Genomic DNA, 12,745 nt, shown 5'->3' on the forward strand with positions numbered 1-12,745 from the left:
CCATGTTTCCCGAACGCTTCACTTTCTCCATCGCCGACTGGGTCAACGGTTGGGTCGATGCCCTGGTTACCAACTACGGCGACGTGTTCCGCCACATCTCCGACACCCTGCTGTGGGCCATCGTCAACCTGGAGAGCGTGCTGCGGGCCACTCCCTGGTGGCTGATGCTGGCCATCGTCGCCGGCATCGCCTGGCACGCCACCCGGCGCATCCTGCCGACCGTGGTCATCGTCGGCCTGCTGTTCCTGGTAGGCGCCGTGGGCCTGTGGGACAAGCTGATGCAGACCCTCGCGCTGATGATGGTGGCGACCATCATCTCGGTGCTGATCGGCATTCCGCTGGGTATCGTCGCCGCGCGCAGCGACCGCTTCCGCGCCGTGCTGCTGCCGATGCTGGACATCATGCAGACCATGCCCAGCTTCGTGTACCTGATCCCGGTGCTGATGCTGTTCGGCCTGGGCAAGGTGCCGGCGATCTTCGCCACCGTGATCTACGCCGCTCCGCCGCTGATCCGCCTCACCGACCTGGGGATTCGCCAGGTCGACCGCGAGGTGATGGAAGCCATCACCGCCTTCGGCGCCAACCGCCGCCAGCAACTGTTCGGCGTGCAGCTGCCGCTGGCGCTGCCGAGCATCATGGCCGGCATCAACCAGACCACCATGATGGCCCTGTCGATGGTGGTCATCGCCTCGATGATCGGCGCCCGTGGGCTGGGCGAGGACGTGCTGGTGGGCATCCAGACGCTCAACGTCGGCAAGGGGCTCGAAGCGGGTCTGGCCATCGTCATCCTCGCCGTGGTCATCGACCGCATCACCCAGGCATACGGCCGCTCGCGCCACCATGAGGCCAGCAAATGAGCAAGATCCAGGTCAAGAACGTCTACAAGATCTTCGGCGCCAAGGCCGATGCGGCGCTGGCGATGATCCGCCAGGGCAAGAGCAAGGCCGAGGTGCTCGCCGCCACCGATTGCGTGGTCGGCGTCAACGACCTCTCGCTATCCATCGAGGCCGGGGAAATCTTCGTCATCATGGGCCTGTCCGGCTCCGGCAAATCGACCCTGGTGCGCCACTTCAACCGCCTGATCGACCCCACCAGCGGGCAGATCCTGGTGGATGGCGAGGATGTGCTCGCCTATGACTCGGCCGCGCTGGAGAACTTCCGCCGGCGCAAGATCAGCATGGTGTTCCAGAGCTTCGGTCTGCTGCCGCACAAGAGCGTGCTCGACAACGTCGCCTACGGCCTGAAGATCCGTGGCGAGAGCAAGGCGCTGTGCCAGGAGCGCGCGCTGCACTGGATCGCCACCGTGGGCCTGAAGGGCTACGAGAAGTCCTACCCGCACCAGCTTTCCGGCGGCATGCGCCAGCGCGTCGGCCTGGCCCGCGCACTGGCCGCGGACACCGACATCATCCTCATGGACGAAGCCTTCAGCGCCCTCGACCCGCTGATCCGCGCGGATATGCAGGACCAGCTGCTGGAGCTGCAGAAGACCCTGCACAAGACCATCGTCTTCATCACCCACGACCTCGATGAAGCCGTGCGTATCGGCAACCGGATCGCCATCCTCAAGGACGGCCAGCTGATCCAGGTGGGCGCGCCCGCCGACATCCTGCACAAGCCCGCCGACGAGTACGTCGACCGCTTCGTCCAGCGCCGCGTCGCCGCGCTGTAACACCATTCGCCGGCGGGGAAGGGGGCTTCCCCGCCTACAGGAGTTCCGCATGTCGTCCTCTTCCACCATCACCTTCGGCAACGGCCCGCTGCGCTGGCAGGACCTGGTCGAGGTGGCCCGCCAGGGCGCGCACCTGCAACTGTCGACGGCCGCCTGGGCGCGCATCGACAACGCCCACGGCATCGTCGAGAGCATCGTCAGCCGGGGCGAGCGGGCCTATGGCATCAGCACCGGCCTGGGTGCGCTGTGCAACGTGGTGCTGCAGGGCGAGCAACTGGCGCAGCTGTCGCGCAACACCTTGCTCAGCCATGCATGCGGCGTGGGCGAGCCGCTCAAGGACGAACAGACCCGCGCGATCATCGCCGCCGCCATCGCCAACTACAGCCATGGCAAATCCGGCCTGCACCGTCGCGTGGTGGAAGCACTGCTGGCGCTGCTCAACCACGGCATCACCCCGCGCGTACCGGCACAGGGCTCGGTGGGCTACCTGACCCACATGGCCCATGTCGGCGTGGCGCTGCTCGGGATCGGTGAAGTGAGCTATCGCGGCGAAGTGGTTCCGGCCTTCCAGGCGCTGGCCGCCGAAGGCCTGGAGCCGGTGCAGCTGGGCGCCAAGGACGGGCTCTGCCTGGTCAACGGCACACCCTGCATGACCGGCCTGAGCTGCCTCGCCCTCGACGAGGCAAACCGCCTCGCGCAGTGGGCCGACGTGATCGGCGCCATGAGCTTCGAAGCCCTGCGCGGGCAGATCGACGCGTTCGATGCCGAGATCATCGCGCTCAAGCCGCATCCGGGCATGCAGAAGGTCGGCGCCAACCTGCGCGCGCTGCTCGAGGGCAGCGAAGTGATCGCTTGCAGCAAGGGAGTGCGCACGCAGGACGCCCTGAGCATCCGCTCCATGCCGCAGATCCACGGCGCCTGCCGCGACCAGTTGGAGCATGCGGCGAAACAGATCGAGACCGAACTCAATTCCGCCACCGACAACCCGCTGGTGCTGGGTACGCCGGACGACTACCGGGTGGTGTCCCAGGCCAACCCCCACGGCGAATCCGTGGCCATGGCCGCCGACCTGCTGGCAATCGCCGTGGCCGAGCTGGGCGGGGTCTCCGAGCGACGCCTGGACCGCCTGATCAACCCGCTGGTCAGCGGCCTGCCGGCCTTCCTGGTCAGCCAGCCGGGGGTCAACTCGGGGATGATGATCGTGCAGTACGTCGCCGCCTCGCTGGCCGGCGAGAACCGCCAGCTGGCGCAGCCGGCGGTGGTGGACAACTTCGTCACCTCCGGCCTGCAGGAAGACCACCTGAGCCTGGGCACCAGCGCCGCGCTCAAGCTCGGCCGCGCCCTGGACAACAGCCGGCGCATCCTCGCCATCGAATACCTGCTGGCCGCCCAGGCCTTCGAATTCCTCAAGCCGCAGCGCTTCGGCAGCGGCACCGACTGCGCCTGGAGCCTGCTGCGCGAGCAGGTGCCGGCCTATGACAGCGATCGCTGGCTGGCGCCGGACATCGCCCGCGCCGCCGAGCTGCTGGCCAACCCGGCGGCGCTGCACAGCGTCGGCGCGAGCATCGGGAGACTGCAATGAGACACCTCTGGCAGCACTGCCACGCAGCGACCATGAAGGACGGCCGTTACTCGATCATCGAGGATGCCGCGATCATCACCGAGGGCGAGCGCATCAGCTGGATCGGCCCGCGCGCCGAACTGCCCGAACGCCCCATCCAGAGCACCGACCTGGGCGGCGCCTGGGTCACGCCCGGCTTCATCGACTGCCATACCCACCTGGTGTTCGGCGGTGACCGCAGCGGCGAGTTCGAGCAGCGCCTGAACGGTGTCAGCTATGCCGAGATCGCCGCAGCCGGCGGCGGTATCGCCAGTACCGTGCGCGCCACCCGCGAAGCCAGCGAGGACGAACTGCTGGCCAGCGCCATCAAGCGCGCCCGCCCGCTGCTGGCCGATGGCGTGACCGTGCTGGAAGTGAAATCCGGCTACGGCCTGGACCTGGACAGCGAGCAGCGCATGCTGCGGGTTGCCCGTCGCTTGGAGCAGGAGCTGCCGGTGACGGTGCGCACCACCTGCCTGTCCGCCCACGCCTTGCCGCCGGAATACGCCGGCCGCGCTGACGAGTACATCGAGCAGGTCTGCAATCACATCCTCCCGGCGCTGGCCGAAGAGGGGCTGGTGGACGCGGTAGACGCCTTCTGCGAGCACCTGGCGTTCTCGCCGGCGCAGGTCGAGCGGGTATTCCAGGCAGCCCAGTGCCTGGGCTTGCCGGTGAAGCTGCATGCCGAGCAACTGTCCTCGCTGCATGGCTCCAGCCTCGCTGCGCGCTATGGCGCGCTGTCCGCCGACCACCTGGAGTTCATGGACGAGAGCGACGCCATCGCCATGGCCGAGGCCGGCACCGTCGCCGTGCTGCTGCCGGGCGCCTTCTTCGTCCTGCGCGAAACCCAGCTGCCGCCGATGGATGCCCTGCGCAAGCACGGCGTGAACATCGCCATTGCCAGCGATCTCAACCCCGGCACCTCGCCCGCGCTGTCCCTGCGCCTGATGCTGAACATGGCCTGCACCGCCTTCCGCCTGACCCCGGAAGAAGCGCTGGCCGGCGTCACCCTCAACGCCGCGCGCGCACTGGGCATGGCCGGCAGCCACGGTAGCCTGGAAGCGGGCAAGGTCGCCGACTTCATCGCCTGGGACATCCAGCGCCCCGCCGAACTCGCCTACTGGCTCGGAGGCGACCTGCCCAAGCGCGTCATTCGTCACGGCGAAGAGCTGTGAGTCTGCTCTTCGTAGGAGCGAGATTGCTCGCGAACAGCCCTGCTGCGGAGCTCGGTTCGCGAGCAATAACGATGGCGTCCCCCTCGCTCCTACACGCAATGCGTACATCTCGCCCGTACTGGAGATAGCCCCATGGACAACGTTCTCGAATTCAAACGCGGTCGCGTACCGCTGCTGATCAGCATGCCGCACCCCGGCATCCGCCTGACCCCAGCCGTGGAAAACGGCCTGGTAGATGAAGCCCGCGAGCTGGCCGACACCGACTGGCACATCCCGCAGCTCTATGCCTTCGCCGACGAACTGGGCGCCAGCACCCTGGCTGCCGGCTACTCGCGCTACGTCATCGACCTCAACCGCCCGGCCGACGACAAGCCGCTGTACAGCACCGCCACCACCGGCCTCTACCCGGATACCTTGTTCGACGGCCGCCCGCTGTTCAAGGACGGCCAGACGCCGTCTGCCGAAGAGCGCGCGCGCTACCTCGCCGAAGTCTGGACGCCCTACCACTGCACCTTGGCCGGGGAGCTGGCGCGCCTGAAGGCCGAGTTCGGCTACGCGCTGCTGTGGGACGCCCACTCGATTGCCTCGGTGATCCCGCACCTGTTCGACGGCAAGCTGCCGGACTTCAACATCGGCACCAACAGCGGCGCGAGCTGCGACGCGGAACTGGCCGAGCGACTGGTCGCGGTGTGCGCCGATGCGCCGGCCTACCGGCACATCCTCAACGGCCGCTTCAAGGGCGGGCACATCACCCGCCAGTACGGCCAGCCGCAGGACAACGTGCACGCGGTGCAACTGGAGATCGCGCAGTGCAACTACATGGATGAGCACGCGCCCTTCGGCTACCGCGAAGACCTCGCCGCGCCGACCGCCCAGGTGCTCCGGCGCCTGCTGGAAACCTTCATCGCCTGGGGCCGCGAGCGCTACGGCCGCTGAGTTTTACGCAGCTTCCTGCCGCGCCGGGACTGTCGGCGCGGCGCCGCCGGACCACGCATCTCGGCGGCGCTTCCCCGGTGCGGCAGGGGGCTGTCTTTTCATTCGCAACATCGCTTCAGGAACGCACACCTTCCAGCGTGCATTCGATGTGCTCGACGCACCGCTGATCGTTCGCCCAGTCGGCCAGGACCGCGCGCAACTGGGCTTCGTCGTTGGTAGCGACGGCAAGCAACTGCTCCTGCTGCCAGCTTTCCTCTTCCTCCAGCTCGTGATCGTGCTGCTCGTGCGGGTGGCCTTCCGAGCATTGGCGGCACAGCACGCGCACGTTCTTCGACCAGGATTCGTTGGCGATCTCCAGCTCATCCAGGTGTTGCTGCAGCTCGTCGAGGTCTTCCGGCGAGCCGAGGCGGAGGTCGATTTCGTAGGTGCTGTGCGGGGAGGCGGTGAACAGCTCGAGGACGTTGAACACCGGATATTCGCGGCCCTGGTTTTCGCGGTAGCCGACCGCGGCGCCGTCGTGCAGGACGATGTCGCCATGGCGGAAGCCTGAATCCGGGTAGGGGATGTTCAGCAGGCTGGCGCGCACCGGGTCAATGCGCTGTGCCCATACGACCTTGGCACTCTCGTCGGCATTCAGGCGCACCGGGGTCATGCCGAAGTCGGCCTCGATGGGCTGGTCACCCAGCTCGATGGCGATCCCGAGCCGGTTCCACACGGCCCGCGCGCAGCTCCAGTCGCGCAGCGCCGTGGCGGCGATGGCGAGGTTCCAGTTGGCCGCTTCATCGTCCGGCGTCAGGTCGACGGCCTGCTGGTTGTAGCGCTGCGAAGCCGGCCAGTCGCCGCGGTATTTGTAGATCAGGCCGATGTTGTAGTGGGTTTCCGACTTCTCCGGTGCGAGCTCGATGGCCTGGAGATACAGCGCCAAAGCCGCATCGCTATCGCCCTGGTCGTCCAGGTTCATGGCTTGTTGGTGCAGTGCGTCGGCTTGCTCGCGAGACATGGCTTTCCTTGTCGATTCCGGTTCAACGGTGTCCTGAAACGCCCATGAGTGAAGACGGGCGCAGATGGGGCGCCACTTTAAACCAAGGATGTTGATCCGCCTGGTCTGCTTGCCCGCACTGCCGGGAAAACTATTCGAAGCGGTGCTGCGCCAGTTGCTTCTCGGCATGCCGCACCAGCATTTCCAGCAGCAGCGCCTGGGTGTGCGGCGGGGTTTCGTCGGCGCGGGTCAGGGCATAGAGCGTCACCTTTACGGTGGGTGACAAGGTTCGCTGCACTGTCAGGCGCTCGTCTGCACCCAGGGCGGTAAAGGGGTCGACCAGCGCCAATCCCGTTCCGGCTTCCACCAGCGTTCTTGCCAACGCATAGGTCTGCACCGCGATGCGCACGCGCGGTGGCGGTTCGACGTTGGCCAGATGGCTTTCCAGGCGGGCGGACAGCGGGTCGGAAGTGGACAGCCCGATCATCGGTTCGCCGGCCAGTTCGTTCAGTGTCAGGGGCTGGCCGAGGTGCTCCGCCGGCCAGTGGCCGCGCGGCGCCAGGGCGACCAGCGGGCCGCTGGCGATGGGCTGCGAGCGCAGGCCGGGGTGGTCGGTCTGTTGCAGGGTCAGGGCGAGGTCGAGTTCGCGCATCAGCAGGTTCTGCACCAGTTCGCGGGAGTGCTGGGTGGCCAGCTCGCAGCTGCTCTGCGGGTAGCGGTCGGTCCATTCGCGAATCACTGGCGGCAGCAGCGATAGCGCCATCGCCGGCGTGGCGCCCACGCGCAGGCGGTTTTCCGGCTGGCCGCGCAGGCTCTGCGCGAGGCGCCGCACGCCCTGCAGGCTTTCGCTGACCTTGGCCACTTCGCGCTCCAGCTCCAGCGCCTCGGGTGTCGCCTGCAACTTTCCGCGAACACGAAGAAAGAGCGGGAAGCCCAACTGCTGCTCGGCATGCTGCAGCACCTTGGTCACCGCCGGCTGCGAGACGTGCAGCAGTTGCGCAGCGCCGCTGACCGAACCGGTCTCGCGGATGGCCTGGAACACTTCGATATGGCGCAGGCGCATGGCTTGCCTCCGTAGGCGGATTCGCCAGGGTATAACCCTGGTTTATGGGTTACCCATATTTATTCATTGTTCGCCGCCTGTCACTCGCGCCTAAGGTCGAGGCCAGGTTTGGATGGGCAGTGAGAAGGCAATGGCACAGCGGGTTTGCATCATCGGCGCGGGCGTGGTCGGGTTGGCCACGGCCCAGGCGCTGGTCCTCGAAGGCTTCGACGTCACCGTGCTGGAGGCGCGGGATCAGGCCGGGCTGGAAACCAGCTTCGCCAACGGCGGCCAGCTGTCCTACCGCTATGTCGCGCCGCTGGCCGATGCCGGCGTGCCGCAGCAGGCGCTGGGCTGGCTGCTGCGCAGGGACTCGCCGCTGCGCCTGCGCCCGCGCCTGGACCCGGCGCAATGGCGCTGGCTGCTGGAGTTCACCGCCGCCTGCCGGCGCTCGGTGAACCAGGCCAACGCCAAACACCTTCTGCGTCTTGCCCTGTTCAGCCAGGCTACATTGGCGCAGTGGCGCGAGGATGGGCTGGACGGCTTCGACTGGCGGCGCAACGGCAAGCTGGTGGCCTTCCGCGATGAAGGCAGCTTCCTCAGTGCGAGGCAGAACCTGTCCGACCCTGCCGAACAATTCGTCCTCTCGGCGCAGCAATGCCGCGAGCTGGACCCGGCGCTGGAGCGCGCGCCCTTCGTCGGTGGCATCCATACGCCGGACGAGGAGGTTGCCGACTGCTTCCTGTTCTGCCAGCGGCTGGCGGAGCGGCTTCAGGCTTCCGGGCGCTGCCGCACCCTCTATGGCCATCCGGCATCCCGGCTGATTCTGCGCAACGGCGCGGTGGCAGGCGTGGAGGCGGGCGGGGCGGCTGGTGTGGAAAGCTTCGAGGCCGATCACGTCGTGCTCGCCGCCGGCTACCGCAGCGCAGCACTGCTGCCGCGCGGGCCGCGTCTGCCGCTCTATCCGCTGAAGGGCTACAGCCTGACCGCGCCGATCCGCGCCAATGATCACGCGCCGGACGTGAGCCTGACCGACTACGACCGCAAGGTGGTCTACGCGCGCATCGGCGAGCGCTTGCGCATTGCCGCCATGGTCGACATCGTCGGCTTCGACCCGAGCCTGGAGCCCAAGCGGCTGGCGCTGATCCGCCAGCAGGCGGCGGATACCCTGCCCAACGCCTGCGATTACGGCGCCGCCATCGAATGGGCCGGCATGCGCCCGGCCACACCCACTGGCGTGCCGCTGGTGGGCGCGTGCGGGCCGCGCGGCCTGTGGCTCAACCTCGGTCACGGCGCTCTCGGTTTTACCTTGGCCTGCGGCAGCGCACAGCTGATCGCCGCGCAGATCAGTGGGAGCAAACCCGCCATCGACACCAGCGGCCTGACCCCCGAACGGCTGGCCGGCTGATTCCATCGGATTTAGGAGACCCACCATGCAACTCACACGCATCGCCACCAACGACCGCCTTTCCGGCGCTATGGTCTTCGGCTCGCTGGTGTTCCTTTCCGGGCAGGTGCCCGGTCAGGCCACCGATATCCAGGGCCAGACCGGCGAGGTGCTGGCGAAGATCGACGCACTACTGGCTGAAGCCGGCACCGGGAAGGCGAACATCCTCAGCGCGACCATTTACCTGAAGGACATCGCCGCGGACTTCGAAGCCATGAACGGCATCTGGTCCGCCTGGCTGCCCGAAGGCTGCGCGCCGACCCGCACCACGGTGCAGGCGCTGCTGGCGCGGCCGTCGGTGCTGGTGGAAATCACGGTGATCGCCGCGCGCCCCTGAACCTCAACCCGACTCACAACAACAAGAGGGACCGAACTCATGAAACGACTCGCACTGGGAATACTGGCGGCGTCCAGCCTGGTCTGCGCGCTGGCGCAGGCGAACGAAGCGCTGGATGGCACGTTGAAGAAAGTCGACGATCAAGGCGCGATAACCCTGGGTTATCGCGACGCCTCGGTGCCGTTCTCCTACCTGGGCGACAACAGCGGGCAGCCCATGGGCTACTCGGTGGACCTGGCCGGAAAGGTGGTTGAACGCATCAAGCAGAAGCTCGACAAGCCGGACCTGAAAGTGAAGTACAACCTGGTGACCTCGCAGACACGCATCCCGCTGGTGCAGAACGGCACGGTCGACCTGGAATGCGGCTCCACCGGCGTCACCGCAGAGCGCCAGAAGCAGGTCGCCTTCTCCTACGGCTTCATCTACGTGAAGGGCCAGTTGCTGACCGCCAAGGACAGCGGCATCCAGGGCTTCGATGACCTCAAGGGCAAGAACGTGGTGACCACCGCCGGCACCACCAACGAGCGCTACCTCAAGGCCTACAACGCCGAGCACAAGCTGGGCATGAACGTGGTCAGCGCCAAGGACCATGGCGAAGCCTTCCTCATGCTGCAATCCGGCCGCGCGGTAGCCTTCTACATGGATGACGCATTGCTCTACGGCGAGAAGGCCAAGGCGCGCGACCCGCATCATTGGGTAGTGGTGGGCGAGCCGCAGTCGCGGGAAATCTATGCCTGCATGGTGCGCCGCGACGATCCGCAGTTCCTCGCGCTGGTCAACCAGACGCTGGCCGACCTCTACGCCTCGGGCGAGATCAAGGGCATCTACCAGCGCTGGTTCGAGCAGCCGATCCCGCCGAAGAACCTCAACCTGGAGTTCCCCATGACCGCCGAGCTGCAGGCGATCATCGCCAAGCCCACCAGCGAACCGGTGCAGTAACGCTGCTAGCGCTGCAGGCCGAGGTGACGAATGACCGGCTGCGCCTCGGCCAGGCGTTCCCAGACGTCGTCGAGCAATTCGGCGGGGTAGTAGGAGGGCAGGCGCGGCAGTTCCTGGCGCGGTACCCAGGCGACCTCGCGGATATCGAACTCGTCGCCGCCCAGGCCGCGCAGGTTGTCCAGGCTGACCCGGCCATCCCAGGCATCCACGCGGTAGAACAGTTCCATGTGGAAGCGCCCGGCCACCGGCTCGGCGAACTCGCGCACATAGACCAGTGGGCCGACCTCCACCACCAGCCCGGTTTCCTCCCGGCACTCGCGGCGCACCGTGTCGCGGGTGGACTCGTCCTTGTCCGACTCGAAGCCGCCGCCCGGCGGAATCCAGTAAACGTCCCCGGCTACCTCGTGGCGCACCAGCAGGATCTCGTCGTTGCGCAGCAGCAGGCCGGCGGCGCGGATGCGGTGTTGCAGGGGGAGAGTCATTGCCACTCGAGCCTCGCCAGTTTCCATTCAGAACCTTCGCGCCACCACTCCAGCTTCACGGCGTAATGCCCGGCGCTGTCGGGGATGAGGTTCTCGGCGCCGGTAAGGGCGACCTGCGCGTCGGTATGGCCGCGATTGGTATAGGTCGGGTCGATCCGGCTCTCGCTGCTGAGCAGGATCACCTTGACCTGCTGGTGGCGCAGGAACATCAGCGTCATGGTGCGCCTGGCCCAGTCGCGGTCGAACTCGCCATTGGCGCGGAAATCGCCGGCCAGCTGATCGATCACGGCCCCGCTATTCTTGGCTTCGAGGTTGTCCTGCAATTGCTTGACGGCAGCGTCCAGTTGCGCGCGCGGGTCGTCCCGGCCGCAACCGGTCAAGGCAAGCAGCAGGATGAATAGAGAAAGAAACAACTTCCGTGGCATGGCTCACTAACTCCCTTATGGGTTTTTCGCTGGCCCGAGTATCATGCCCGACACCGTGGGGGCCGAAGACTTTCGATGGAAGTCGCGCCGCGGCAACGCGACTTTCTATTGGGTGGCGACAGGCCCTAGGATGGTTACTGGTCCGGAGCGACCGTACGCACTGATCCAGGAGCGAGCCATGCAAACTTTGTATCCGGAAATCAAGCCTCACGCGCGCCATGAACTGGCCGTCGAAGAGCCGCACGTCCTCTATGTGGACGAGAGCGGTACGCCCGACGGATTGCCGGTTCTGTTCATCCATGGCGGCCCGGGCTCCGGTTGCGATGCCATGTCGCGGCGCTTCTTCGATCCCAATATCTACCGCATCGTCACCTTCGACCAGCGCGGCTGTGGCCGCTCCACGCCCTACGCGAGCCTGGAGAACAACACCACCTGGCACCTGGTCGAGGATATCGAGCGCATCCGCGAGCACCTGGGTATCGACAAATGGGTGCTGTTCGGCGGCTCCTGGGGCTCGACCCTCTCGCTGGCCTACGCCCAGGCTCATCCCGAGCGTGTGCTGGCGCTGATCGTACGCGGCATCTTCCTCTGCCGCCCGCAGGAAATCCGCTGGTTCTACCAGGAAGGCGCGAGCCGCCTGTTCCCCGATTACTGGGAGGACTACCTGGCGCCGATTCCCGCCGATGAGCACGACGACCTGCTGCACGCCTTCCACCGCCGCCTGACCGGTCCGGACCAGATCGCCCAGATGCACGCCGCCCGTGCCTGGTCCACCTGGGAAGGCCGTACCGCCACGCTGCGGCCGAACCCGGCTGTGGTCGAGCGCTTCGCCGACCCGCACCGCTCGCTGTCCATCGCCCGGATCGAGAACCACTACTTCGTCAACGACGGCTTCCTCGAGCCCGACCAGTTGCTGCGCGACATGCACAAGATCGCCCACCTGCCGGGCGTGATCGTCCACGGCCGCTATGACGTGGTCTGCCCGCTGGACAACGCCTGGGCGCTGCACAAGGCCTGGCCCAACAGCGAACTGCAGATCGTCCGCGACGCCGGCCACGTGGCCGGTGAGCCGGGCATCACCGATGCGCTGGTGCGCGCCACCAACGAGATCGGCCGGCGCCTGCTGAACCTGCCGCCGGAGGCTGAATGAAGGGTCTGATCCAGCGGGTGCGTGGCGCCCGCGTCGAGGTCGACGGCGAAATCGTCGGCGCCATCGATCATGGGCTGCTGGCCCTGGTGGGGGTAGAACCCCAGGATGATGAAGAGTCAGTGAACCGTTTGTTGCACAAGCTGCTTAACTATCGAGTGTTTGGCGACGATGAAGGTAAAATGAACCTTTCATTGAGCGATGTCGGCGGCGGTCTGCTGCTGGTCTCGCAGTTCACCCTGGCCGCGGATACCCGAAAGGGGCTGCGACCGAGCTTTTCCAGCGCGGCGCCACCTGAAAAGGGCGCCGCGTTGTTCGATCTACTCGTGGAACAGGCGCGAGAGCGTCATCCGCTGGTCGCCACTGGCCGTTTTGGCGCCAACATGCAGGTCCACCTGGTCAATGACGGCCCGGTGACCTTTCTACTGGAGGCTTGAACGCGCGGCAGCTTGTCATATCGCCGTGGGATGATGGTTAGGGCTTATGCACTTAGAACAATGCGCCTCCGGGAGCCTGAAGTACCCGTGGAAAAAATCGGGGAATCATTCAGGCTCACCGGGGTCGGAA

14 protein-coding genes are annotated in these 12,745 nt (G+C 66.6%); 10 read left to right on the top strand and 4 right to left on the bottom strand.

Annotation, left to right across the window (positions count from 1 at the left end; genetic code table 11):
* Positions 1-2: 2 nt before the first annotated feature.
* The 5 genes from IB255_RS16480 (at position 3) to hutG (ending at position 5,380) form a co-directional block, all read left to right on the top strand.
* Positions 3-857 (top strand): ABC transporter permease, encoded by an 855-nt coding sequence (locus tag IB255_RS16480; protein ID WP_045215843.1) that lies wholly within the window; start codon positions 3-5, stop codon positions 855-857.
* Positions 854-1,669 (top strand): quaternary amine ABC transporter ATP-binding protein, encoded by an 816-nt coding sequence (locus tag IB255_RS16485; RefSeq protein WP_081515369.1) that lies wholly within the window; start codon positions 854-856, stop codon positions 1,667-1,669. Before IB255_RS16480 ends, IB255_RS16485 begins: the two co-directional genes overlap by 4 nt.
* 49 nt (positions 1,670-1,718) lie before the next feature.
* The gene (gene hutH / locus IB255_RS16490) at positions 1,719-3,251 is read left to right on the top strand and encodes a histidine ammonia-lyase (protein ID WP_081515370.1); all 1,533 of its coding nucleotides are present in this window, start codon (positions 1,719-1,721) and stop codon (positions 3,249-3,251) included.
* Complete coding sequence (gene hutI, locus IB255_RS16495) at positions 3,248-4,444, top strand: imidazolonepropionase (protein WP_192210566.1); 1,197 nt, start codon at positions 3,248-3,250, stop codon at positions 4,442-4,444. Before hutH ends, hutI begins: the two co-directional genes overlap by 4 nt.
* A 132-nt stretch (positions 4,445-4,576) precedes the next feature.
* The gene (gene hutG / locus IB255_RS16500; protein WP_081515372.1) at positions 4,577-5,380 is read left to right on the top strand and encodes an N-formylglutamate deformylase; all 804 of its coding nucleotides are present in this window, start codon (positions 4,577-4,579) and stop codon (positions 5,378-5,380) included.
* A gap of 115 nt (positions 5,381-5,495) precedes the next feature.
* Here hutG and IB255_RS16505 read toward each other — a convergent pair whose 3' ends face one another.
* Both IB255_RS16505 and IB255_RS16510 read right to left on the bottom strand, forming a co-directional pair.
* On the bottom strand, positions 5,496-6,380 hold the full coding sequence (locus tag IB255_RS16505) for a tetratricopeptide repeat protein (protein ID WP_081515373.1): 885 nt from the start codon (positions 6,378-6,380) through the stop codon (positions 5,496-5,498).
* A 130-nt stretch (positions 6,381-6,510) separates the two neighbouring features.
* The gene (locus IB255_RS16510) at positions 6,511-7,422 is read right to left on the bottom strand and encodes a LysR family transcriptional regulator (RefSeq protein ID WP_081515374.1); all 912 of its coding nucleotides are present in this window, start codon (positions 7,420-7,422) and stop codon (positions 6,511-6,513) included.
* Positions 7,423-7,552: 130 nt separating this feature from the next.
* Here IB255_RS16510 and IB255_RS16515 point away from each other — a divergent pair, with 130 nt between their 5' ends.
* The 3 genes from IB255_RS16515 to IB255_RS16525 are packed head-to-tail and all read left to right on the top strand — an operon-like array spanning position 7,553 to position 10,124.
* Positions 7,553-8,809 (top strand): D-amino acid dehydrogenase, encoded by a 1,257-nt coding sequence (locus IB255_RS16515; RefSeq protein ID WP_081515375.1) that lies wholly within the window; start codon positions 7,553-7,555, stop codon positions 8,807-8,809.
* Positions 8,810-8,834: 25 nt separating this feature from the next.
* Positions 8,835-9,185, top strand: a complete 351-nt coding sequence (locus tag IB255_RS16520; RefSeq protein ID WP_081515376.1) for a RidA family protein — start codon at positions 8,835-8,837, stop codon at positions 9,183-9,185.
* A 39-nt stretch (positions 9,186-9,224) separates the two neighbouring features.
* Positions 9,225-10,124 (top strand): transporter substrate-binding domain-containing protein, encoded by a 900-nt coding sequence (locus IB255_RS16525; protein WP_081515377.1) that lies wholly within the window; start codon positions 9,225-9,227, stop codon positions 10,122-10,124.
* Positions 10,125-10,129: 5 nt separating this feature from the next.
* On the opposite strand, the gene IB255_RS16530 is transcribed toward IB255_RS16525, so the two are convergent.
* A complete protein-coding gene (locus IB255_RS16530) occupies positions 10,130-10,606 on the bottom strand; it encodes an NUDIX domain-containing protein (protein ID WP_081515378.1) in 477 nt (158 codons plus the stop codon).
* Positions 10,603-11,031: a hypothetical protein gene (locus IB255_RS16535; RefSeq protein WP_081515379.1), complete on the bottom strand. Its 429-nt coding sequence runs from the start codon at positions 11,029-11,031 to the stop codon at positions 10,603-10,605. Before IB255_RS16535 ends, IB255_RS16530 begins: the two co-directional genes overlap by 4 nt.
* Positions 11,032-11,209: 178 nt before the next feature.
* Here IB255_RS16535 and pip point away from each other — a divergent pair, with 178 nt between their 5' ends.
* Together pip and dtd are read left to right on the top strand one after the other, a co-directional pair.
* Positions 11,210-12,181, top strand: coding sequence for a prolyl aminopeptidase (gene pip, locus IB255_RS16540; RefSeq protein WP_081515380.1), 972 nt, complete (start codon positions 11,210-11,212; stop codon positions 12,179-12,181).
* Entirely contained in the window at positions 12,178-12,615 is a 438-nt protein-coding gene (gene dtd / locus IB255_RS16545) for a D-aminoacyl-tRNA deacylase (RefSeq protein ID WP_081515381.1), read from the top strand. The genes pip and dtd overlap by 4 nt, the downstream gene beginning before the upstream one ends.
* Positions 12,616-12,745: the final 130 nt, after the last annotated feature.

Origin of the sequence: Pseudomonas sp. PDM22, from assembly GCF_014851965.1 — a bacterium.
Taxonomy (GTDB): domain Bacteria; phylum Pseudomonadota; class Gammaproteobacteria; order Pseudomonadales; family Pseudomonadaceae; genus Pseudomonas.